At 74.6% G+C, this 23,062-nt stretch carries 14 protein-coding genes; 3 read left to right on the forward strand and 11 right to left on the reverse strand.

The genetic code is table 11. The features are described from left to right. Nucleotides 1–19 precede the first annotated feature (19 nt). The gene (locus ACI79P_RS14245) at nt 20–322 is read right to left on the reverse strand and encodes a YciI family protein (RefSeq protein ID WP_456581711.1); all 303 of its coding nucleotides are present in this window, start codon (nt 320–322) and stop codon (nt 20–22) included. Further along, nucleotides 319–1,770, reverse strand: a complete 1,452-nt coding sequence (locus ACI79P_RS14250; protein ID WP_456581712.1) for an amidase — start codon at nt 1,768–1,770, stop codon at nt 319–321. Before ACI79P_RS14250 ends, ACI79P_RS14245 begins: the two co-directional genes overlap by 4 nt. Nucleotides 1,771–1,873: 103 nt before the next feature. Here ACI79P_RS14250 and ACI79P_RS14255 point away from each other — a divergent pair, with 103 nt between their 5' ends. Then, on the forward strand, nt 1,874–2,257 hold the full coding sequence (locus ACI79P_RS14255; protein WP_456581713.1) for a hypothetical protein: 384 nt from the start codon (nt 1,874–1,876) through the stop codon (nt 2,255–2,257). 61 nt (nt 2,258–2,318) lie between these two features. On the opposite strand, the gene ACI79P_RS14260 is transcribed toward ACI79P_RS14255, so the two are convergent. Genes ACI79P_RS14260 through ACI79P_RS14280 form a run of 5 tightly spaced genes read right to left on the reverse strand, consistent with a single transcriptional unit; the run spans nt 2,319 to nt 7,318 of the window. Continuing rightward, on the reverse strand, nt 2,319–2,945 hold the full coding sequence (locus tag ACI79P_RS14260; RefSeq protein WP_456581714.1) for an ABC transporter ATP-binding protein: 627 nt from the start codon (nt 2,943–2,945) through the stop codon (nt 2,319–2,321). Beyond that, the gene (locus ACI79P_RS14265; protein ID WP_456581715.1) at nt 2,945–3,751 is read right to left on the reverse strand and encodes an ATP-binding cassette domain-containing protein; all 807 of its coding nucleotides are present in this window, start codon (nt 3,749–3,751) and stop codon (nt 2,945–2,947) included. Before ACI79P_RS14265 ends, ACI79P_RS14260 begins: the two co-directional genes overlap by 1 nt. Beyond that, nucleotides 3,748–4,608, reverse strand: a complete 861-nt coding sequence (locus ACI79P_RS14270) for an ABC transporter permease (RefSeq protein WP_456581716.1) — start codon at nt 4,606–4,608, stop codon at nt 3,748–3,750. Before ACI79P_RS14270 ends, ACI79P_RS14265 begins: the two co-directional genes overlap by 4 nt. Continuing rightward, nucleotides 4,605–5,708 carry an ABC transporter permease gene (locus ACI79P_RS14275; protein WP_456581717.1) on the reverse strand — a complete coding sequence of 368 codons (1,104 nt, stop codon included), beginning with the start codon at nt 5,706–5,708 and terminating at the stop codon, nt 4,605–4,607. The genes ACI79P_RS14270 and ACI79P_RS14275 overlap by 4 nt, the downstream gene beginning before the upstream one ends. Then, entirely contained in the window at nt 5,696–7,318 is a 1,623-nt protein-coding gene (locus ACI79P_RS14280; RefSeq protein WP_456581718.1) for an ABC transporter substrate-binding protein, read from the reverse strand. The genes ACI79P_RS14275 and ACI79P_RS14280 overlap by 13 nt, the downstream gene beginning before the upstream one ends. A gap of 621 nt (nt 7,319–7,939) precedes the next feature. Here ACI79P_RS14280 and ACI79P_RS14285 point away from each other — a divergent pair. Further along, entirely contained in the window at nt 7,940–13,204 is a 5,265-nt protein-coding gene (locus ACI79P_RS14285) for an AAA family ATPase (protein WP_456581719.1), read from the forward strand. Further along, nucleotides 13,201–14,349 (forward strand): hypothetical protein, encoded by a 1,149-nt coding sequence (locus tag ACI79P_RS14290; RefSeq protein ID WP_456581720.1) that lies wholly within the window; start codon nt 13,201–13,203, stop codon nt 14,347–14,349. Before ACI79P_RS14285 ends, ACI79P_RS14290 begins: the two co-directional genes overlap by 4 nt. A gap of 48 nt (nt 14,350–14,397) precedes the next feature. Here the strand turns inward: ACI79P_RS14290 and ACI79P_RS14295 are convergent, their stop codons facing one another. From ACI79P_RS14295 to ACI79P_RS14310, 4 genes are read right to left on the reverse strand one after another with little or no spacing between them, the layout of a single operon-like run. Further along, nucleotides 14,398–15,696, reverse strand: coding sequence for a TIGR02679 family protein (locus ACI79P_RS14295; protein WP_456581721.1), 1,299 nt, complete (start codon nt 15,694–15,696; stop codon nt 14,398–14,400). Continuing rightward, a complete protein-coding gene (locus ACI79P_RS14300; RefSeq protein ID WP_456581722.1) occupies nt 15,693–19,922 on the reverse strand; it encodes a TIGR02680 family protein in 4,230 nt (1,409 codons plus the stop codon). The genes ACI79P_RS14295 and ACI79P_RS14300 overlap by 4 nt, the downstream gene beginning before the upstream one ends. Next, nucleotides 19,919–21,250, reverse strand: coding sequence for a TIGR02678 family protein (locus tag ACI79P_RS14305; RefSeq protein ID WP_456581723.1), 1,332 nt, complete (start codon nt 21,248–21,250; stop codon nt 19,919–19,921). Before ACI79P_RS14305 ends, ACI79P_RS14300 begins: the two co-directional genes overlap by 4 nt. 4 nt (nt 21,251–21,254) lie before the next feature. Continuing rightward, complete coding sequence (locus tag ACI79P_RS14310; protein WP_456581724.1) at nt 21,255–22,829, reverse strand: TIGR02677 family protein; 1,575 nt, start codon at nt 22,827–22,829, stop codon at nt 21,255–21,257. Between the last annotated feature and the right edge of the window lie 233 nt (nt 22,830–23,062).

Raw genomic sequence — 23,062 nt, forward strand, 5'->3', positions numbered from 1 at the left:
GGTGGGCGCGGTCGGGCGGTCACCCGTCATCGACGACCAGGTCGGGGTCGACCAGCCGCAGGTCCACCCCGACGAGGTCCCACGGCGTGACGGCGGCCGTGCACGCGCCGGAGGTCACCAGCGGGTCCGCCGCGACGACGTCGCGCGCCTCGTCCAGGGAGGCGCAGCGGAGGACGTAGGCGGCGTCCCCCTCCCCGAGCGGGCCACCGAGCAGCACCAGCTGCCGGTCGACGAGCGAGTCGACGAACGCCTCGTGGTCGGGCAGCGGCGCCTCCCCGCCCGGTGCCGCGGTCAGCAGCACCAGGAAGTACGGGCCGCTCACGCCGACACCGGCGGACGGCGGTCCGCCCACGGTGCGGCCTCCTCGAGGGCCGCGGCCACGCGGACCAGCAGGTCTTCCCGGCCGACGGCGGCGACGAGTTGGACTCCCACGGGCAGCCCCTCCGCCGTCCGGTGCAGCGGCAGGCTGACCGCCGGCTGGCCGGTGACGTTGAACTGCGCGGTGTAGGGCATGAGGCTGTTGATCCGCCGCCCCTCCTCCCTGGGCCCGGCCGCGGTCATCCAGCCGAGCTCCGGCGGCGGCGCCGCGATGGTGGGCGTGACCAGCAGGTCGTAGCCCTGACCACCCAGCTCGGCCGGAGCCCACCACCCCGCCATGCGGCCGCTCCACGACCCGAGCCACGTGCGGGCGCCGACGTACTCCTCGGCCGACAGCTTCCGCCCCACGGCGCGGTAGAAGACGTTGCGCGGCTCCAGTTCCCCGTCCTCGATCGGCCGGCCCAGCGACCGCTCGAAGGCAGAGAGGGTCAGCGCCACGTCCGCCGCGATGGTGGTCGTGAACCGGCGCGGGAACTCGGGCTCGAACATCGCGGCCGGCGTCCCGGGCCCGACGTCGCAGCCGAGGTCGGCGAGCAGCCGCCCGGTGCGCTCCACCGCCTCCCGGCACGCGGGGTCGTCGAGGTACTGCTCCCCCGGCTCGGCGTCCAGCAGGCCGACGCGGAGCCGGCCCACCGGCGCCCCGACCTCCTCGGCGAGCGGACGAGCCAGCGGCGGGGCGGCGTACGGGTCGCCGGGCATCGGACCGGCGATGCAGTCGAGGACGGCGGCGGTGTCGCGGACGGTGCGGGTGACGACGCCGTCGATGGTCGCGCCGGCCCAGCTCTCGCCCACCTCGGGGCCCTGGCTGACCCGTGCCCGGGTGGGCTTGAGCCCGACGAGGCCGCACTCCGCCGCCGGGATCCGGATCGAGCCGCCGCCGTCGTTGGCGTGGGCCACCGGGACCAGGCCGGCGGCGACCGCGGCCGCCGATCCTCCGCTGGAGCCACCCGCCGACCGGTTGGTGTCGTACGGGTTGCGGGCCGGCGGGTGCGCGGCCGGTTCCGTGGTGATCGTGGTGCCGAACTCCGGCACGTTGGTGCGGCCGAGGACGACGAAGCCCGCCGCGCGGAACCGCTGCGCGAGGTGGCTGTCGACGGACCAGCGCATGTCGGCGTCCCGCAGGAAGGAGGTGCCGTAGTGCGTCGCCTCCCCGGCGACGTGGCAGCCGAGGTCCTTGAGCAGGATCGGGACGCCGCGGAACGGCCCGGCCGGCAGGTCGCCGGCGGCCTCGGCGCGGGCGGCCTCGAACCGCTCGCGGATCACCGCGTCCAGCCGCGGGTTCACGCGCTCGATCCGCTCGATCGCGGCGTCGACGAGCTCGGCGGGCGTGGCCTGGCCGGTGCGGACCAGCTCGGCCTGCGCGGTGGCGTCCTTCCAGGTGGTCTCGATCACATCGGGCACCGTAGCGGCGGGGGCCGCTAGCCTGCCGGGGAGCCGGCCGGGCCCGCGCACCCGCGGCCCCGACGTACCACCGGCCCGACAGGGAGGCCCCGCTGTGGCGACCGACGACGGCCTCGGCCCGGCCACTCCCCCTCCGCCGCCCCGGTTCGGCCTGCTGCCCGCGACCACGGCGCTGCTCCGCCTGCCGCTCGACCTGGCGGTCCTGGTCGGTTACACGGTGCGCGAGCTCCCGTTGCTGGTGCAGGACGTGCGCAGCACGGTCAACGACGTGGCCCGGCTGGTGCACCACGGTGAACGGGGAGGCGCGCTGCAGGAGCTCCTCGACTCGCTCGCCCGCGCAGCCCGGGCGGACAGCGCGGGGGCGCTCGCCCATGCGCTGCGCTCGGCCGGCGACCTGGCCGCCGTGCGGGCCCAGGTCGAGCGGCAACGCCTCCTGACCGTCGACCTCGACCCCGCGGAGGACCGCGGACCCGGCTGACCGCGCGCCCGGGACCGTCCGACGGCCGGCGGAGGACCCGTCCCTCGTACGGACGCTCGGCTCAGGGCGGCGCGGCGTCCACGGGCTCCCAGTCGACGACGCGGGCGCTCACGGCCTCCAGGAGCGGCCGGTCGTGGGAGACGGCGAGCAGCCCGATCCCGGCCGCCCGGCAGTGCCCGAGCAGGAGGTCCCAGACGCCCACCTGCGTGACGGCGTCCAGGCTGGCGGTGATCTCGTCGGCGACCAGGTAGCGCGGCCGGGCCAGCAGCGCCCGGGCCAGGTTGACCCGCTGCAGCTCGCCGCCGCTGATCTCGTGCGGGTGGCGGTCCAGCCAGCCGGGGGCGACCAGCCGCCGGTCCAGCGCGGCGATGTCGTCGCCGGAGGCGCCGGTGGCGGCGAGCACCTGGCGCACCGTCCAGCGGGGGTCCATCGCGCGCTCGGGGTGCTGGAGCACCAGCTGCACCGGGTGCGGCCCGCGCCCGGCCCTCGGCAGCTGCCCGTCCACGGTGACCCGGCCGCGGACCGGCTCGGCAAAGCCGGCGAGCACCCGGGCGAGGGTGCTCTTGCCCCCGCCGCTCGGCCCGCACAGCCCCACCACCTCACCGGCCCCGACGCGGAGGTCCACCCCGACCAGGACCCATGGCTGCCCGGTGCCGTAGCGGAACCAGACGTCGTCGGCGTGCAGCATCAGGCCTCCACCGCCGCGGGCGACCGGAAGCCGTTGACCGGCAGCGCCTGCCAGAGCGCGCGGGTGTACGGGTGCTGGAGCTGGGAGCCGTCACCGGTGAAGGCCTGCGGGTCGGCGACGTCGACGGTGCGCCCGTCGCGGCAGATGACCACCCGGTCGGCCACCTCCAGGGCGGCCAGCAGCTCGTGGGTGACCAGCACGACCGCGCCGCCGTCGTCGGCCATCGCGCGGAACTCAGCGAGGGTGGACCGGACGGTCGCGGCCGGCAGGCCGCTGGTCGGCTCGTCGGCCAGCAGGAGCCGGGGGCGGCCCATCGTGGCCATGGCGACCAGCACGCGCCGCGCCATGCCGCCGGAGAGCTCGTGCGGGTACCGGCGCAGCACCTCCGGCCCCAGGCCGCGCCGGGCCAGCGCCTCCTCGGCGGCCCGGCGCGCGTCCGGACGGCCGGCCAGCCGTGCCGAGCGCCGCACCTGCCGGCCGACCCGGCTCAGCGGGTCGAGGAAGCTCACCGACTGCGGCAGCAGCGCGATCTCCCGCCCGGCCAGCTCCCTGCGCCCGGCCGGGTCTACCTCCACGCCGTCGTAGGTCACCGTCCCGCGCTCCACCGCGTTCTGCGGCAGCAGGCCGAGGACGGCGTGCGCCAGCAGCGACTTGCCGGCGCCGCTGGCCCCCACCAGCGCGACGACCTCGCCCGGAGCCGCGGTCAGGTCCATGCCGGCCAGCGCGGTCACCGTGCGGCGACGCAGGCCACGCTCGTACTGGACGAAGTCCACCTCGAGGCCGCGCACCTCCAGCAACGTGCTCACAGGTGCGCGCTCCGCGGGTCCAGCAGCGCCCGGGTGTTCTCGCCGATCGTGTCGACGAGCTTGACCACGACCAGCAGGCACAGGCCCGGCAGCACCGCCAGCCACCAGGCGCCGGCGCTGAGGTAACGCATCGCCTCGGCCAGCAGCACGCCGATCGAGGGCTCGCCGGGGTCGACGCCGAGCCCGAGGAAGGAGAGCGCCGCCTCGTGCAGGATTGCGTGCGGGAAGAGCAGGACGGCGCCGACGAGGAAGTGGCCCGTGAGGTGCCCGGCCAGGTGGTGGCGGGCGATCCAGCCGCGGCCGCGCCCGAGCTGCCGGGAGACGGCGACGTAGTCCGACGAGACGATCTCCCGCGCCCGGCCGCGCAGCACCCGGGTGAGCGTCGGCCAGTGGGTGAGGGCGATGGCGAGGACGGCGGCCTCGGTGCCGCCACCGAACACGAACGCCAGCAGGATGAGCAGGACCAGGTGCGGCAGCGCGAGGAAGAGGTCGACCAGCCAGCTCACCGCCCGGTCGACGACGCCGCCGAACACCGCCGCGGCCGAGGCCAGCACCAGCGCGATGACGGCGGAGATCAGCGCCGCCGTCGTCCCGACCACGAGGCTGAGCCGCAACCCCGTCAGGACGCGCGCCAGCAGGTCGCGGCCCAGCGGATCGGTGCCGAACAGGTGCGCCGTCGAGGGGCCGAGGTTGCGGTCCGCCAGCGCCGTGGTGGAGGCGGCGTCGCCCGCGAGGCCGCCGGCGACGAAGACGCCGAGCACGACCAGCGACGAGACCGCGACCCAGGCGAGGGTCCGGCGGCGGCGGTCCCCCAGGAACCGGGGCCGGGCGGCGGGGTCGGCGACGACGGCGCTCATCGCACCCCCTGCCCGACGACGGCGGGCTCGGACGAAGCAGCCGGCCGGAGGTCCCCGACCTCCGGCGGCCCGTACGGCGCGGCCTTGGCACGCCGACCCCGCCGGGCGGCGGCGAGGTCCGTGGTGACCCGCGGGTCGAGCCGGGCGTGGACGAGGTCGCCGAGCTGGTTGCCGACGAAGACGAAGACGGTGGTGAACAGGACGATGCCCAGGAGCAGCGGCACGTCCTGGCCGAGTGCGGCAGCGGTGGTGGCGGCGCCGAGCCCGGGATAGGAGAAGACCTGCTCGGCGAGGACCGCGCCGCCGAAGAGCTCGCCGAGCGAGCTGAACTGCAGCAGCACGGCCGGGGCGGCGGCGTTGCGCAGCACCCGGTGGAGGACGACCCCGGGCACCGACTCCCCCTGCGCGCGGGAGAAGGCGACGTAGTCGCTGGCCAGCGCCTCGACCACGGCGTACCGGGTGTGCAGCACGACCGGGGCGACGCCCACGATCGACAGCGTCAGCGCCGGGAGGACCAGGTGGTGCAGCCGGTCGAGGAGGGTGACGTCCTCGGCGAGCGTGCCGACCGGGACCGCGCAGCACACCGGTGTCCAGCCCAGCTGCACGGAGAAGACGTAGAGCAGCAGCAGGCCCACCCAGAACGTGGGCGCGGAGGCCAGCGTGTAGGCCCACCAGCAGATCGCCCGGTCGGTGAACCGCCCCTGGCGGACGCCGGCGAGCACGCCGAGCGCGAAGCCGAACAGCCCGGAGAGCAGCCACGCGGTCGCCATCAGCGCCAGGCTGGCGAGGAAACGCTCGCCGATGACCTCCGCGACCGGCTGGTTGAAGGTGAGCGAGCGGCCCAGGTCGCCCTGCACGAGGTTGCCCAGCCAGGCTCCGAACCGCTCCAGGGGCGACTCGTCCAGCCCCCAGCGCTCGGCGATGAGCGCGCGCTGCTCGGGGCCGACGGCGGCGATGTCCCCGCCGACGTAGGCGTCCACGGGGTCGACCGGCGAGTTGACCACCAGCGCGAACGAGGCGGTGGCGACCGCGGCGAGCAGCAGGGCCAGCCGCACCAGCCGGCCGGCCACCCCGCGCACGGCCCGGCTCAGCAGCTCCACTGCCAGTCCGCGATCCCCGCGGTGATCGGCCAGCCGTGCCCGTGCGGCTCGATCCGCGGGGTGCCCAGGTCGAGGCACTCGTCGACGAAGTAGGTGTGGTCGAGGTTGACCAGCCATGCCCAGGCGGCGTCCCCGGTCGGCCCGGAACCGGCGCCCTCGCCGTCGTACTGGGCGGCCTTCCAGTGCGAGATCGCGGCGTCCTGGTCGGGCGCGGTCATCGCCGCCTCGAGGTCCGCGTCGACCTCGGGGTTGGCGTAGTAGCCCGGGTTCCAGTACTCGACGCCGGCCTGCGTCGACGAGTAGAGGTTGTACATCTCGGTCGGGTCGAGGCTGCCCCACCCGAAGAGGACGGCGTCGGCGTGCAGCCGCTGGTCGATGACGTCCCAGCTGGCGCCGTCGGCGGTGACGTCGATACCGACCGGGGCGAGCATGTCGACGACGGCGAGGGCGAGCGCCTGCCGCAGCGTGTCGCCGGCCGGGTAGAGCAGGGTGAACGCGGCCGGGACGCCGTCGCGCTCGCGGACGCCGTCGCCGTCGCCGTCCACCCAGCCGGCCTCCTCGAGCAGCTGCGCGGCGCGCGCCGGGTCGGCGTCGGTGATCGCCGCCGCGGGCTCATCCCAGGGCAGCCCGTCCACCGGTCCGGTCGCCGGCGAGCCGTAGCCCTCCAGCACGCCGTCGACGAGGGCCGCCCGGTCGACCGCGTAGTTGATGGCCTGGCGCACGGCCCGGTCGGAGGTGACGTCGTTGCCGATCGGCCGGCCGTCGTCGGTGGTCCGGCCCTCGTCGGGCGGAAACGGGAACATGATGCCGCGGTTGTCGACCGACTGGACGGCGATCAGCTCCATGCCGGGGACCTGGGTGGTGGCCAGCTGCGCGGGGACGGCGGCCATGTCGACCTGGCCCGCGGTCGCGGCGGCCAGCGAGGTGTCCTCGCCGGTGAACTGGAAGACGAGGCGCTCGAAGGCCGGCTGCTCCCCGTAGTAGTCGTCGTTGCGCTCGACGATGAGCTGCTGGCCCTCGTCCCACTGCACGAGGGTGTAGGGGCCCGAGCCGACCGGGTTGCGCGCGTAGTCCGGGCCGTGCGCGTGCTCGGGCACGATGCCCAGCGAGACCAGCCGGTTGACGAAGGTGCTCTGCGGCCGCTCCAGGCGGAGCTCGACGGTGTCCTCGTCCACGGCGACGGCCTCGGCCAGCGCGGTGACGTCGGTCAGGCCGCCGCTCTCGCTCGCGGTGGTGAAGGTGTAGGCGACGTCGTCGGCGGTGACGGGCTCGCCGTCGGTGAAGCGGGCGTCCGTGCGGAGGTCGACGGTCCACACCAGGCCGTCGCCGCTCACCGACCAGCCGGTGGCCAGGTCGGGGACGACGTCGAGGTCCGCGTCGCGGGTCAGCAGCGTGGAGTGGAACAGCGGCGAGCCGTACCGGCCCCAGCCGAGCGTGGGGTCGTAGCCGTCGTCGGGCTCCCCGCCGATCGCCAGCCGGAGTTCGGTGGGCGCATCCTGGCTGCCGGCCGCGCCCTGACCGCCGCCGGCAGCGCCGCCGCAGCCGGCGAGCAGCATCGCTGATGCGCCGACGGCCACCGCGTTCCGGACCGCTCCCCGCCGTGCGCGCACGCGACGTCCTCCCGCTCCGACGGCGAGCCGCGCCGGGTGCGCGTCCTGCCGCAGCCGAGGTTATTGCAAACTGCTCGCAAGAGGCCATCCAGGGTTGCGGACCGCAACGGATGGCTGAGCTGGGGCCGCTTGCCGACGGCGGAGCGAGGCGGCGTACCGGAAGCCGCCAGGCTCCATCAGGCCGGAGCAGCGGCGGCTCCGGAGCCGAGCGGACTGCCGACCTCTTCGGCTGGCGTGCATCGCGGGCCGCCGCGACGGCTCCGGGGATGGGCGCGCTACGCTTGTCACAGCTCGGAAGCCCGGTGGATCTCGATCCCCGCGGTTCCGATGTCGAGGGAGCAACTCCCCTCGCGCCACCACGCGGGTGGACTGTGTGAGAGAACGACGGCCGCCCAGGTGAGCGAGGCGTTCTCTCACACGCGCAGAACGCGAAGCGCCCCAAGCCGGAACGCGTAAGGCCTCTGAGCCGGTCGAGCGTCGAACGCGTAGCGCCACCACGGTCATGCGGCGGCTCCTGTCGGTGCGTTCGACTACAACTGAAGTCGTCGTCGAGCACGTGCACGGGGCGGACGCTCCTCGGCAGTACACGGCCGCTTGAGCAACGGGCGACGGAGGTAGGCGATGGGGCTGCGACCGACGCACCTCGGCTACGCCTACCAGGACCTGCTCACGGCGCTCTGTCTCGTCGACCTGATGCTTGGCCAGGCGACGACGGTGGTTGTGGACACGAAGGCGTTCAAGGGCGATCTGTTCGACGACGTCACGTCGGAACGGGGGTCCGGAGGCCGCCAGCGCCTCCAGATCAAGCACACCACCCATGAGCGTCAGCTGACGTCCGGCAGCTTCACGGGCGACCGCCGCGGCCTGCAGTTGGACGAGATCGTCACCTCGATCGACAAGGATCTGCAGGACCACCCCGGTACGTCCTACCGAATCGTGCTGCGCGACAAGGAGCCGCAGGAGCCGGACCTGACCGCGGTGCTCATGCGGGTGGACCCGGGCGCCGACCCAGGCCCGGTCCTGTACGGCCTGACCAGCACCCGCATGCGGTTCGATGCGGAAGCCCTGCTGGCAACAGACCCGTGGCGATCCACCCTCGCCGACATCGACCACGACGTCCTGCGACGCGCCTGCGACGCGCTGGTCGTCGACGTCGGACTGCCCCCCTGCTCGCTCGACATCCGCAACCCAGGCCCGGCAGAACAGGCACTGCTCCGCCGGGTCGCGGACGAGCTTGGGGCCGGTCGTCCGCCCAACCGGCACCGGACGCCGGAGGACGTGGTGCTCTCTCTCATCGAGGCGGCGAAGGCGGCGCGCAGCATCAACGGCACGGTTATCGCGCGCGACCTAGCTCCGCGGCTTGACCTGGCAGTGGACTTCGGCGCCGTCCACGAGGGCCACCCGGTGGACAGGACCGTCGCCATCGCCCGGCCGTCTGTACTCGACATGGTGGTCGCGTACGTCGACGAGGTGGCGAAGGAGGGTGGGTTCGTCGTCGTCACCGGCGCCCCCGGCGCCGGGAAGTCGTGGCTGTGCGAGCAGCTCGCCGACCGGCTCGGCGATGAGGAATGGCTCGTCGCCCGACACCACTGCTGGCTCGGCGCGGCCGACGCGCAGCGCGGCCAGCGAGTCCTGACCGACGTCGTGATCGGCAGCCTGATCCACCAGCTCGAGACACTGGCACCGGCCGCAGTCGCAGAGGTGCGCCCCCGCTTCGCCGCGACTCGGGAGACGCTCGCCGCCGCCGTCGCCGCAGTACGACATACCTCTCCGGAACGCCCAGTCGTCTTGATGGTGGACGGGCTAGACCACGTCACGCGTGTCCTCGGCCGCACCGACGGGGCAGCCTTCCGAACCCCAGAAGATCCGGCGCGCCTGCTGGTGCACGAACTGGCGGAGCTCGAACTCCCCGCCGGTGCCGTGCTGCTGCTCGCCAGCCAGCCGGGTGAGCACCTCACCCCAATCAAGGGCACACCCCTGACCGTCCCCCCGCTGAACCACAGTGAGACGCGATCCCTCGCGGAGCGGCTCGGCCTCCTGGCGGCCTTCGGCCCGGCCTCGGTTGGACGTGAGGACGTCGGTCGCAGGGACGCTGCCGTCGACCTGATCTACGCCCGCTCCAGGGGAAACGCCCTGTACGCCACCTACCTGTGCCGCCAGGCCATGGGGCCGGCCCCCGGCCTCGACGGCGGAGCGCCGCAGGCAGCCTCGACCGTCGACCCGCTGGACCGGCTGCGGGAGGTGCCAGCCACCGCGGACCATCTCGATGACTACTACCGATACCTCGTGCGGGGGCTCACCGACGGTCAGCGCGCCGCCGTCAGCCTGCTAGCCGTCTGCGACTTCGCTGTCACGCCGGACGAAATGCGGGAGATCTTCCCTCAGTTCGCGCTGGTCCCATCGGCTCTGTCGACCGTTGCGCCCATCGTCACCCAGCAGCCCGGCGTCGGCGGTCTGCGCATCCACCACGAGAGCTTCAGCCGCTTCCTCCGAGCGGAGGCCGATGCGGCCGGTGTCGCCGAGGTCCGCGCGGCGGCTGCCGCCTGGCTCATGGGCCGCGGGTTCTTCGTGGACGCCCGGGCGTTCCGCCATCTACCCGAGCTCCTCGTCGAACTCGACCGCGACGACGACCTGATGGCCCTGATCGGACCGGACTTTCTGTCCCGCGCGATCGCCGGACTGCAGCCGCCCACGGCCATCACGCATGTCCTCGACCTCGCGGCGCGGCGCAGCGCAGCCCGCCGCGACTGGCCGGCCCTGGTCCGTCTCGTCGAGCTCCGAGGCGCCGCCGACACCTACGAGGCCGACGGGATCCCCGAAACCATCGTCGACTACGCCGATGTACTCGTCGCGCTCCTGGGCCCCGAGACCGTGGCCGCCAGGCTGCTCTACGAGGGCGTCCCGACCGTGCCTGCTCGGTGGGGCCTGCAGCTGTGCGCCGCGGTTGACGCCGCCGGCGCCGCTGCCCCGTGGGACACGTACCTGACCGCCTGGGAGGAGACCCAGGACCACGACAACGTCCACTACGGCCGCGACAGCGACCATGACCTGCACCTGGCGGTGCAGCGGGGCCGACTGCGGCTCCCCGGACGCACGGACGACGAGCAAGACACCCACGATGCCGACGAGGTCAGGCCGGAGGGCATCGCGGGGCGCCTCGCGAACCACCTGGCCCAGGACAACCTGCCGCCCCTGCCGCGCCTGCTCGACGTCCTCATCGACGGCCTCGGTACGGCAGCGCTGTTGGACGCCGCCCGGCTCATCGACGACTCGACGCGACGCGCCGAGGTACTTCTCCACCTCGCCGACGTCGCGGCCGCTGGCCAGCACGACCTCCCGTCTCCACGGGCACTCGCCACCGAGGCATGGGACTGCTCCCCCGGCACGGACCCTCTCCGGATGCTGTGGCACGGCGTGCCCGCCCCCGACCTCGCCCCAACCGTCCTCGGATCCGACATTGACGCGACGCTGCGTGACGGCACGGCCGAAGTGTTGCGCGAGAGCAGCGTTGACCGGCCGGCCGTCGTCCGACGATGGCTCACGCAGGTCAGGCTCGCCCGTGAGGTCGACCCGCAGGCGCCCACGCGGCTGCTGCCGGACCTGGAAGGTGTCGGGTTCTACCGCGCGTGGCTGCGCTTCACCGTGAGTACCGTTGGCCTCCGGCGCGATCTGGACGCTGGCACGATCCGTCCGGACGCCGCGTCTGCGGCCGTGCGGGTCGCCCTCGACCGGCTCTCCGAGTCAGCACAACCTTTCACAGGTCGCCCCCGCGCCTCCGACCTGTGGTCCATCCACGGGCCGATGCACGAGGTCCTCGAGGAGGCCGTCGCGCTCCTGGCTGAAGCGGACCTGGAGCCGGCACTCGTGTCGCTGACCGCGATCAGCGACGGCACCACCACGACCACGAACCTGGGAACGAACCCCTCCGGCCCGCTCATCACCACCGACCTGCTCGCGATGCTCAGCCGCACGGTCGACCGGACGGGCGCCGCCGTCGTCCACCGGCTCACGGACCAGATGCGCCGCACCGAGTTATCAGGAGGCACGTACTACCCGCAGCTCGCCGCGTTCGAGCTGGAGATGGCCCGCATCAGTCTGACCGCGGGCGACCGCGATGAAGCACTCCAGTGCTGGCAGCGGGCCTCGCACTACATGGCCTGCTACGGCAGTCACAAGGACGGCACGATCTACGAGCTGCTGAATCCGTTGTCCGACCTCACCGCCGCCGACCCTGAACAGGGGCGCCGCAGGCTGGCCCGCGTACGCCGCCTCACCTACCTGGTCCGGCACCACACCAACGGGCGCGGCACCTCACAGACGCCCATGGACTGGTGGCGTCAACTAGCCGACCTCGATCCCGAGGCCGCGGCGGCGCTCGCCGCGGAGGCTCTCCTCTCCGAACCGGGCCTGGAGGATGCCCGAGCCGACGCCGCACACCGGCAACTGGTGTACAGCCAGGCTGCTGACGCCGATCCGGTCATCCTGGCCGCTCTACGAGTTGCCGCCGGCCCCGGCGGTCGTGACGTCGACGGCGATGTAGCGCTTCTCCACCGGCTCCATGCGCTCCCCACCGACGACCCGGCCCGGGCCGTCGGCGTTCTCCCGCTCCTGGCGAACGCGATCACCGCCACATACGACGACCAGCCGCTGATCCACGCCTCCGAGGCAGAAGGTCCCGAACCCACAGCAGCCCTCCGCGACGCGGCTCACCGGCTGGGCGGTGATGGGCCGTCGCCGGAACCCCGCATGGCCGGGACTACGCGTCGCTCCCCCTGGGACAGCCCTGTCCGCCCCAGCCTCTCCCAGGTCCTGCAGGCCGTCCAACGCCCGCTGCTACCGCCGGGCGCTACGGGCGCGGTTGACGCCATCCGTGATCGCGCGACGAAGCCGTACAACGACGATTCCGCGGCTCCACGCTGGGCGGCCGACGCAGTGGTCAACGCAGTGGGCTGGCGGCTGCTGGAAGTGGCCGCCGACGACGGCCAAGAGGCCGCCATCCGGCTGCTCCACCGGATCACGGAGGAGTTCGGCCCTCTGGCTGACACCAGCGTGCTCGCCGAGATCGCTGCTGGGCTCGATCTGCGGCGCGACCTCACGTCAGATCCGCTCGACCGCCTGGCCAGCGCCGCCTGCTCGCTGGCCTTCACCAAGATCCGGGGTGGCGGCGGTTGGCTCACGTTCGCCGGCCGCGACCGTCCGGATCTCTGGCGGCGCGCCGTCGAGCTGGACGCCGACATGGCGGCCACCATCCTGGCCGACCAGGTCCTCTCCGCCATCGAGGGCAGTCGTTATGGAACCCGAGGCATCACCCAGGCACTCGTCGCGGCGTTCGCCGCCCAGTCCCCCGATCCAGCCAGCCCCGGCCCGCGCAGCGCTTTCGCCTGCTGGGACACCGCCTTCCAGGTCATCGCCCACCGGCTCCCAGGCAGCACCCCCTACGACGACGCCGAGACGTATGAGCCCGCGACGGCTTCTGTCTCCCGATCGACCACGGACGTTGCGCTGGCCCGCCTCGCCCTAGCGATCGTCGCCATGCCGACCCGCGCCGACCGTCGCCGGGCCCTGGTAGCCGCGACCGTGCTGCTCGCCGCCCGCCCGGCCGAGGCACAGGCCGCGACTGCACGCGTCCTCGGCGCTGACCTCGGGGCCGGTCCCCTTACATGGCTGCTCGCCGTCGTCCGCGAGGGTCTTCGAGACGCACCCCTGACCCACGACCTCGCCGCGCAACTGACCGTCCTTGCCGGCGGCGACCAGCTGTCCGTACGGGCACTGGCCGCTGAGATCTTGGCGCGGGCAGGTCGGCCGGTCCCCGCCCCTCCGGCCACGGAGGCTCACCCGACTCTTCGACGGGCGATCGCCGACTCCCTCACCGACAGGCCCCGATGATCGACCACGCGAAGGCCATCGCCGAACAACTCCTGGACGAAATCCTCAGTGACCGGCTCACTACGGCTGGTGCTGCCCCTGGACTGCGTGAGGCTGCCATTGCCTTAGCGGTGGCGGCGCTCGAGACCGACGACTTCGAGCAGTTGATCCGCGAGCAGCTCCAGCAACTTCGCCATCCGAGCAGCACGGCCATCCCAGACGCGTACCTGGCGGACGAGGCCGTCGTCGAGAATGCTCTGCAGCGCGCTGCCGCGGGGATCCGGCTGGCCATGGCACAGGGCGGGCGGATTGTCGATGCCCCGGCGTTCGAGCGCCGCGCCGCCCGCCGCCTAGCCGACGACCCCAGACTGGCCGTCCGCGCCGAGCTCGCCCGGATCCCGCGACCACTGACCAGACCGGAACCGCTGCGGTGGTCGCTTCCCCCCGCGCCGTGGGCGGCCAACGATCGCGACGACACGATGTGGCCACCGCCTGGTTCCGAGGCGGCCGTCGGCCTGCGCCGCCTCCCGGGAGGATCCGCCGCGCTCGCACGCGTCGACGGGGGGCCCCATGCCGGGTGGACCCAGATCGCCCTCATCGAGCGTCACAGCACGCCACCACATCGGTACCCGGACCGACCCGCTCGCACCATGGTGATCATGGCGGGACTGGAAGTAACCGACACGGAGCCGCCTGAAGGCTCGCTGCCGTTCTCGTCGATGCCGTGGCGGTTCTGGACCGTGCCGATTCAGCGCGACGCCAGGATGGACGCAGGCAGGGCGGCCGCGGCTCTTAGGACCGAGGACTGGCCCGTAGCGGCCCTCAGCGAGGAGCCTCGGCGAACGATCGGCCTTGGCGAGCCGCCGTTCCTGTTCGTGCCCGCCCTACCCCTCATCGTGACGCTGGATTTGGAACCGACGCCGGGCATCTGCGGGTTCAGCCTCAGCGATCGTGCCGGTCCGGCCCTCGTCGGCCGCCTGTGGCGCGGGCACCTTGTCCACGACGGCAGCTACCAGCCGGCCTTTCCCGCCGTGGAGGGATCCGACCTGCTCCTGCGCGGGGACCTCTTCGAGCAACTGCGCGACATCGTGGCGGAGACCCGAATGCGAGCCGGCGTGTCGGTCAGCTACCACACCGGACGCGGAGCCACCGACGTCACGGACTAACGCCAGTTCGCAGGCCTCCGCGCCCCGCGAGCCCGCACTGGAAGCGCGCTACCGCAGGTCGTCAACCAGTGATGTCAGCAGCATCTCCTCGTGGACGGCGATCCGCTCGCGACTCATCGCCAGGGCCAGTTGCTCGTCCCACGGGGTCGGCGCAGGCGCCCCGGTCAGCGTCAGTCGCCCGTCGGCCGGCAGGTCGGCGACCGCCGCCCTGTAGTCACCGGCGCACATGCGCCACAGGGCCACACCACGGCGGGCCAGCCGGGCGGCGATTCGGATCCCGGCCCAGTCGAAGTCACCGTGGTAGGTCACGTCCGCGCCTGCGTCGACGAGCTGGGCGAGCAGCAACAGCCCGGCCGAGGCGGGATTGCCGGAGAAGCAGACCAGCGGGCCGGTGGCTCCGGCGCGCGCCGCCGCCTGTAAGACCTGCGGATTCTCGCAGGCGAACACCCGCTCCCCCGCCGTCGCCGGCGCCTCGACGGCCGCGCGCAGCTCGTAGAGGGTCAGATGGGTGGGCAGTCCCTGGTCGGCGCGCTCCCGCATCATCGCCGCCCACCGGCCCGGGCCGGGTGGCTGCAGGCCCCACACGAGCACGGTGCCCGACACCTGGTCGGTGGTGACCCCAACGCGCTCCCACAGCGCGCGGCGCTCCGCCGGGGTGGACGGTGCCGGCTCCCCGGTCGCGGCGGCCACCGCTCGCAGCAGCAGCGCGGCGGCCAGGTGGCCGTCGTCTAGACCGTGCGCGTCTCCGGTGGTCCGGCCGGCGAGCTCGGCCAGTTCCCATCGCGGCTCGACCAGCTCGGCCGCCCCGGTCAGTGGCGTGTCCTCGGCGAGCTCGGCCAGCGTCGCGGTCGCCACGCCGACGGCGGAACGGGCCGCGCCAGCCCCAGCACGGGTGAGCAGCCCGGACCGGCGCACCCCCTCGGTGAACGTCGGCGCCCACCCTGCGGTGATCAGTCCGGCGGCGGCCAGCCCGGCGTCAAGTTCTGCCCACACCGCCGACCAGGCTGCATCGCGCTCCTCGCGCGCCGCCGTCCGGTCGATCAACGGCCCCCCGAGCGCGGAGGCGATGGCGACCAGCCCGGCCGCGGCGGCCGAGGACCGCAGGGCGCCGTCGAGGGTCTCCAACCGGATCCGGACGACACCCGGCGTCACCCGTCGACCGAGCAGCCGCTCCAGTCGACCGGCGCCGTCCGCATCGAGTTCGACGGCGACCGTGCCGGACACGGCCAGCCGGTTGCGCTCCAGCCGGTCCCGGACCCGCTCCCACAGCGGCGCCAGCGCCGGGTGTGCCAGCCAGCTCTGGGTTCGCTCCGGCAGCACCGGCGCCCCCGCGGGCGGCAGAGTCATCGCGCCACCCGCAGGTGCTTTGTGTGCCCGTCCCAGAACACGTGCGTGGTCACCGCCGCGCCGCCCTCCCGGCGGCGGACCTCGTAGATGTCCAGCTCCGGCACCTGCCGGTAGGTGCCCCACAGGTTGTGCCCGGTCATCGCGAAGTCGATGTCGAGGCGGACCAGCAGCCCCATCAGCACCCCGATGGTGCGGTTGTCGACCTTCGCGAACGCGTCGTCGAGCACGATCAGCCGCAGCGCCCGGGAGATGTCGGGCAGTCCGGACAGGTACGCGTCGACCGCGGCAAACAGGGTGATGTAGGAGACGAACCGGGTCTCGCCCTGCGACAGCTTGCTGCGCTTGCTGATGCCGCGGTCCTGCCCCGGGCCCGGGCCGAGGATGCGCACGTCCACCTCGTACCAGGAGCGGTAGTCCAGCGCCGCCTTCAGGTGCGCGGCGTACCCGGCGGTCGCGTCCAGGGTCAGCTGCTCCTCCACCCGGGCGGTGATCAGCGCGATCAGCTCCCCGTCCTGCTCCGGAGTGCGCATCTCCCCGGGCAGCCCGACCAGCTCCCGGATGCGGGCCAGCGGCGACCCGTCGGGCACCGCCAGCGACCAGTTCACCCGCACGCTGATCCCGTGCGACGTGCGGATCGTCGACAGGCTGGCGTTCATCGCGTCGACCAGCTCCTGCGCCTGCTTGATCCGCCGCTGCAGCTCCTCGGCGACCCCGCCGAGCACGAACCGGGTGAACACCTCCCGCTCCCGCTCGGTCAGCGCCGTGCGGCCCTCGGCGACCCGCGCGGTCAGCGTGTCGTGCGCCGCGGCGACCGACCGCGGCCCCGAGGCGTCCACCAGCTCCACCAGTAGCACCCCGTCGGCGACCGTGGTTAGCACGTCGAAGGTGCCGGTCAGGTCCGACTGCAGGGCCTGCACCGCGCGCCCGGCGGCGGTCTGATCGACCGCTCCGCCGCGCCCGACCGCCGCCGCGGTCAGCACGGCCCGCGCCGCGGCCTCCACCGCGGTCGGCTGCACGGCCACCGGATCGGCGGCCGGTAGCTCGGGCAGCTGCACCTCGCCGGGCAGCGCCGCGGCGACCAGGCCGGGCAGGTCGGCGACCCGCCGCAGCCGTAGCAGAGCCGCGGCCAGCGCGGTGCGGACGTCGGCGGCCCGCTGCTCGGCGGCCGACGCCCGGGCCGTGGCCTCCCCGGCCTTGCCGCCCAGGTCACCCTCGGCGTCACGCGCCTTGCCCAGCTTCAGGCGCACCCGGCCCCGCTCGGCTTCGGCGTCGGCCAGCTGCTCGCGGATGGCCGCGACGTCCTCCCCGACGCTGGCCCGCAGCGCGACCAGCTCCGCATCGGCGGTGTGCCAGTTCAGCCAGTCCGCAGCCGCGATCTCCTCCGCCTCGGCGCGGCCGGCCGCGTCCGCGGCCGCCACTTCCAGCGCGGCGGCGTGCCGGGCCAGCTGCGCGGCCAGCTCGGTGAACCGGCCGGCCAGCAGGTCACAGCCGGCCGCGACGTCCCGGGCCTGTCCGGCCACCACGGCCAGCGCGTCGGCGTCGGTCGGCAGCCCGAACGCCCGGCACGCCTCGACGTGCCGCACCGACGCGGCACGCCACTCCGTGCGCAGCCGGTCGGCCTCGGCGCGGGCGGTCCGTGCGGTGCGGTCGGCCCGCTCGGCCTGGCGTGCCGCGACGGCCGCCTGCACCCGGGCCCGGGCCAGCGCCGCGGTCCGCGGCGCGGTCCGCAGCTGCGCGACCAGCCCGGCCGTGGCCGCGGTCAGCGCCTCGGCCTCAGCGGCGCGGACGACGTCCTCGGCATCGAGCTGCTCCAGCCGGGTGGCGATCTCGGCCAGCCGCTGCGCGCGGGCCGCGGCGCGGGCCTGCGCACCGATGTGCCGGGCGACGGGCGCGGTGTGCTTGCCGTGCAGCGGGCCGTTGCCCCAGGCGCCGTCGCGGCCCACCCACACCGGATGTGCCGGGTCGTCCAGGCCGATCCGGGCCAGCACGTCGTTGAGCACGGCCGGGTCCAGCGGGCTCGCCGGGTCGGCGGCCAGCGCGGCAGTCAGCGGCCGGTCCGCCGTTGGGCCGGCCGCGGACAGCAGCACGTGCCCGTCGGTGGCGGTGAGCGTTCCGTCCGGGGTCAAGTGTGCGGTCAGCAGCCCGGCGGCCAGCAGCGCGGCCTCCAGCCCGGCCTTCTCCGTCGCCGGGGCGTCGTCGGCGGCGAGCGGCCCGGTGAACTCCACCGCGTGCCACAGCGGCACGCCACCGGCCGGGGCGGCCGTCTGCCACGGCGGCGCCGCCGGCGCCGGATCCCGCTCGCCGCGCAGCTCCCGGGCCTCGGTGCCAAGCTCCTCCCGTTCGGCGTCGGCGGCCTCCTGCCGGGCGCGCAGTTCGGCCCGGTCGTCAGCGATCCGCTGCCGGGCGGCGGCCGCGGCGTCGTCGGCGGCCCGGTCCAGCTCGGCCAGCTGCTCCTCGTCGTCGGCCTCGCCGGTCAGCGCGCCGGCGTCGGCGAGCAGCGGCCCGACCGCGGTGACCGGCCAGTCCACCGGGCCGAGCGCCGCGGTCGTCGCCGGCGCGCCCACCCAGGTCCGCCAGTCGGCGGCGAGCGCGGTCGCGGCGTCGTCGCGGGCGTCGGCGGCGTCGACCGCGTCGGCCTCGGCGGTCTCGGCCGCGGCCCCGGCTCGCTCGGCGGTCTCCTCGGCGCCCTCCACGCGGCGCAGCTGGCCGGCCAGGCTGCGCGCCGCGGTCAGCCGGTTGCCGGCCTGATCGGCGCGGGTGCGCGCGGCGGCGGCGACGTTGCGCACCGATCGGGACACCTCGGCCGGGTCGGCCGGGGTGACCGTCAGCGTCTGCGGCTGCGGGCGGGGCACCGGGCCGGGATCGGCGTCCGCGGTGGTGCGCACCGTATCGGTCCGCGGCGGCGGCTCGGCGCGGCCGGCGGTGACCGCGGCCGGCAGCACGTCGGCGGACATGCCCGCCTGCGCCATCAGCGCGCCCAGGTCGGCCAGCTGCCGGGCGGTGCCCTCGGCGTAGCCGGCCACCTCCTCGGCCCGGCCGTCGGCGGCGACGACGCTGCGCGCCTCGGCCCGCCGCGCGGTCTCCGCCGCGCCCAGGGACCGTTCGGCGGTGCCGCGGACCGCGGCGACCCGGCCGGCGACCTCGTCGAGCTCGGCGGCGTCGGCGTAGGCCTGCGAGCCGCGGATGCCGGCGATGGTCCCGTCCAGAGCCCGCTCGGTGTCCTCGAGCTCTTCGCGGGCGGTGCGCGCCTCGGCGTGCCGGCGGGTCAGGTCCTCCCGGCGCTGCACCGCGTCCCGGACGTCGCCGTCCCGCTCGCGGACCACCCCGGCCGCGGCGCGGGCGGCCTCCGCGGCGTCGCCGAGCACGCCGGCGGCGTAGCGCCGGTAGGTGCCCAGGAACGTGGCCACGTGCGCCGCGTCGGCCTCCAGCTCCCGCTGCGCGTCGCGGGTCTCCGACAGCCCGTCCAGCTGCTCACCGGCCGCGCCGAGGGCCGCCTCGGCCAGCGGCGGCAGCGAGTCGGAGACGATCGAGGGCAGCAGCCCGGCCTCGATCTTGTTGCCGACGTCGGGGTTGCGCAGCACGTGCAGCAGCCGCAGCAGCCCGGTGAAGCGCTCCTTGCCCAGCTCGCCGGGCAGCCCGAACACCTGCGCGCGGACCCGCTCCCGGTGCTTCTCCGGCGCCTCGGTCAGCGCGTCGGCGCCGATCAGCGCCGACAGCTGGTCGCGGGACAGCGAGTGCCGATTCTGGTCGATCAGCGGCAGGCCGTCCCCGACCCGGCGGTCGGTGAGGAAGTACCAGGCCTTCGCCTCGGCGCTGGCCTTCGAATAGCGGATGAACACCCCGACGGTGAGGTACTCGTCGCCGCCGCCGTCGGCCTCGCCCTTCAGCTCCAGCCAGAGGTAGCCGACCCGGTTGGTGCCCTCCTCCCGGAAGCCGGCGCTCATCAGCTCCTCGAGGCGGACCTTGCCCTGGCCAGTGGCGTCGATGCCGCGGCGGTCGGCGTCGAAGACGAACGGCAGCAGCATCTCCAGGGCTCGGCTCTTCCCGGCGCCGTTCGTGCCGCGCCAGATGACCCGGCCGCCGGAGAAGGTGAACTCCTCGTCGTAGTAGAACCAAACGTTGACGATGCCGCCGCGGTGCAGCCGCCAGCGGCTGGGGAACCGCTTCGGCGGGGTCTGCTCGAGGTCGTCGTACTCGTCGGCAGGTGCGGTCAGCGGCAGGGTCATGACTCGGTCGTCCCGTCGGTGTCGATGTCGGTCTCGGTGCTGTCGTCGGTGCTGTCGGTGCCGTCGGTGCCGTCGGTGCTGTCGGTGAACAGGTCGGGGTTCGGGCCGGCGCCGAGGTCCGAGCCGTCCCGGCCGTCCGGGCCGAGCCGGGTCTGCGCGCGGGTGCGCGCCGGCGGGGTCTCCACCACCGCCCGGTAGCGGGCCGCGGCCGGGTGCAGCACTAGCCCGTCGGGGGTGCCGGTGGCCAGGCTCAGCCCGGCCAGCACGCCGACCGCCTCGGCGCGCAGCCGGTCGGGGTGGGTCACGTACTCCGCGCCCCACGCCCTGCGGTGCCGGCCGGCCAGCGCGGTGACGACCTCGTCGACCTCGTCCCAGTCGCACAGCAGCCCGGGCACGCTCCGCCCGGCCACCTCGGCGGTCCGGCCGCCGGTCGGCGCGTGTACGCGCAGCAGCTCGTCGACCAGCAGCAGGGCGGCCTGCTTCACCGTGCCCGGGCCGGGGAACTCCGTGTCGGTGACCTGCCGGTCGGGGTCGTAGAGCAGCGCGCCCTCGGCGCGGACCTCCAGCAGCAGCCCGAAGTTGTCCTCCAGCAGCCGGGTCAGCTCGGTCCGTTCCCGGCTCAGCGCGTCCCGTTCGGCCTCGGTGAGGTCCTCGCGGCGCACCAGCGGGTTCTCCACCAGCTTGCGGCGCAGGCTGCGCCGGGGCTGCTCGACGAGGTCCGGGCCGGCTGTGAGCAGGTCGGCGGGGCCGGCCAGCGGCGCGAGGCTGCGGGCCAGCAGGTGCGGCAGCAGCTGCCGGTGCACGGTCAGCAGCGCCTCGTCGTGCCGGTCGCCCCACGCGGCGACCGACCCCTCGGTTTCCTCGAGCACGCCCCAGGCGATCAGCTGCCGGAACGCGGCGACCAGGTGCCGCTGGTCGGTGTAGCTGTCCTCCAGCGTCACCCCGGCCCGCGCGGCGTCGGCGCGCAACTGCTCCACCAGCCCGCTGATGAGCACCTGCTCGCCGATGCCCGGCGCGAGCAGCGCCGCGCACAGCAGCGCCACGTGCGCGTACGTGCGGGCGGTGAACTCCCCGCCGGAGGCCCGCCGGGCCGGGCGGGCCGGGGCGTCGTCGGTCAGCGGCGCCTTGATCAGCCGGGCGAAGCTGGCCTCAACGACCAGCGGATAGCCGAGCAGGGTCGCGAAGGTGCTCTTCAGCGCGGTCGCGTGCCGGCGGACCAGGGCGAGGGTCTCCGGGGCGTCGGCGGCGGTGAGGAACGGGGAGCGCAGCAGCGCCCGGGCGGCGTCGCGCCGTTCGGCGTCCACGCCGGCGGTCATCGGGCTGCTCATCGGCTCAGCCCTCCGATCCGGTGCCGCGGGACGCGGCGAGGGGGACGACGGTCAGGGTCAGGCCGTGCACGTGCAGCTCCCCGTCGGGCGCGGCGATGACGGTGGCCTTCCCCGGCGTCGGCTCGGCGCGCAGCACGAACCCCAGGTCGTCGTCGGTCCAGGTCAGCGCCTCGGTGACGTCCTGCCCGGCGGCGAACATCTCCCCGAGCCGGTCCAGGACCAGGTCCCGGGCGGCCGGGGTGAGCTGGGCGCCGACGAGCCGCCCGGCAGCGACCAGCTCGGCGGCCGCGGCGCGGTCCCGGGCGGCGTCGGCTTCGGCCTCGGCGCGCAGCAGCTCCCGCTCCGCGCTGGGATCGGGCACCCGGGAGGTGCGGCCGCGGGCGGCGCGGTCGCCGCGCTCGCGCAGCGACACCGGCACCGGCACCGGGTCGGCGTCGAACCAGGAGGTGGTGGCCTCGCCGGCGCCGCGGCCGGTGATCTCCTCCGGGCCCAGGACGACGTGCCGGGCCGGGTAGGCGCCGAACGCGGCAGCGAACAGCCGGTGCGCCTCCTCCGGGCCGGCCTCGGCGAACCAGCCGGCCAGCCGCAGCAGATCGGTGCGCCGGGAGACACCGGTGCCGGCCGCGGCAAGCATCCGCTTGGCGTTGGCCAGCAGCTGCGCGAGCGCCTGCTCGGCGGCGGTGCGCAGCTGCGCCGGACCGGACCGGCCGGCGTGCCCGGTGTACCAGGCGGCGAACTCCTCCCAGTCGCTGCTCACCCGGCCCGGGGACCGCTCGGCGGCCGACCCGTCGGGATTGGTCATCGTCGGCAGGCTGTCCAGGACGGTCAGCAGGGTGTCCAGGTGTCGCTCGAGCAGCGCGAGCCGGGCGGTGACCACCGGGGCATGCCGGGCGACGTCGGCGGTGATCAGGTCGACGTAGGTCAGCAGCAGGTCCTTGAACCCGGCGTACTCCTCCCCGGCCAGGTCGTAGCGGGACAGTACCTGGTTGAGGTAGGCGTAGAAGTCGGTGACGCTGTCCTTGAACAGCTGCTGGCTGGTGAACACCGAGGTGACGTCGGCGGCGATCGCGTCGGCGTCGGGCCCCACCTCCGACGCGTCGGTGATCTTGTCCAGGATGCGGTCGAGACGCTCCACCATGTCACCGAGCAGCTCCCGGGCGACATCGCGGACGCCGCTGGTCGCGCGCAGCAGGTCGTCGACCTGCCGGTGCACCCGGCCGCCGAGCTTGGACGCCTGGTAGCGGGACCGGGACCGCAGGAAGTCCGCGACCGTAGCGACACGGCTGTCGCGCACCGAGCGGACCAGGTTCCCCCACTCCTCCAGCTGCCCGCAGCGGACCGCGACCTCCTCGGCTCCGACCGGCAGCCCGCGGGCGGTGAGCTGGTCGGCGACCTCGGCCGCGGCCAGGTCGGCCAGCAGCGTCTCGGTGAACAGCCGCATGATCGCCAGGTACTGCTCGCGGACCCGCGGATCATCCGCTGTCGCGTACCGGTACAGATCCAGGCGATCGAGCTGGACCGCGCCACCGAGGACGTCGGCGCCCTGGTCCTCGTTCGTGGTGTCGGTGCCTTCGGTCATCGCTCCTCCGGGTCCAGGACGTGCTGGTTGGACGGCCGGAGCAGTGAAGCACCAGGTGGAGACAGTCCTGGGCGGTCAGACGACGGCATCGAGCCGGTCGACGGCATCGAGTCGCCCTCGGAGGCGCCGCCGGCGCCCTCCCGGCGCGTACGGCGGGGGCACGGGTGAAGTACTCCCCGGTCCCGGGGACATCCGGAGCGTCACCTGGTCGGGTGGGGATGTTGCCGGCGTTG

This window comes from Blastococcus sp. SYSU DS0510, assembly GCF_054050835.1.

Excerpts from the sequence above, each read along its gene's own strand:
- ACI79P_RS14295 (WP_456581721.1), bottom strand. The coding sequence starts at position 15,696 with ATGACTCTGCCGCCCGCGGGGGCGCCGGTGCTGCCGGAGCGAACCCAG.
- ACI79P_RS14270 (WP_456581716.1), bottom strand. The coding sequence starts at position 4,608 with ATGAGCGCCGTCGTCGCCGACCCCGCCGCCCGGCCCCGGTTCCTGGGG.
- ACI79P_RS14290 (WP_456581720.1), top strand. The coding sequence starts at position 13,201 with ATGATCGACCACGCGAAGGCCATCGCCGAACAACTCCTGGACGAAATC.
- ACI79P_RS14285 (WP_456581719.1), top strand. The coding sequence starts at position 7,940 with ATGGGGCTGCGACCGACGCACCTCGGCTACGCCTACCAGGACCTGCTC.
- ACI79P_RS14260 (WP_456581714.1), bottom strand. The coding sequence starts at position 2,945 with ATGCTGCACGCCGACGACGTCTGGTTCCGCTACGGCACCGGGCAGCCA.
- ACI79P_RS14300 (WP_456581722.1), bottom strand. The coding sequence starts at position 19,922 with ATGACCCTGCCGCTGACCGCACCTGCCGACGAGTACGACGACCTCGAG.
- ACI79P_RS14310 (WP_456581724.1), bottom strand. The coding sequence starts at position 22,829 with ATGACCGAAGGCACCGACACCACGAACGAGGACCAGGGCGCCGACGTC.
- ACI79P_RS14305 (WP_456581723.1), bottom strand. The coding sequence starts at position 21,250 with ATGAGCAGCCCGATGACCGCCGGCGTGGACGCCGAACGGCGCGACGCC.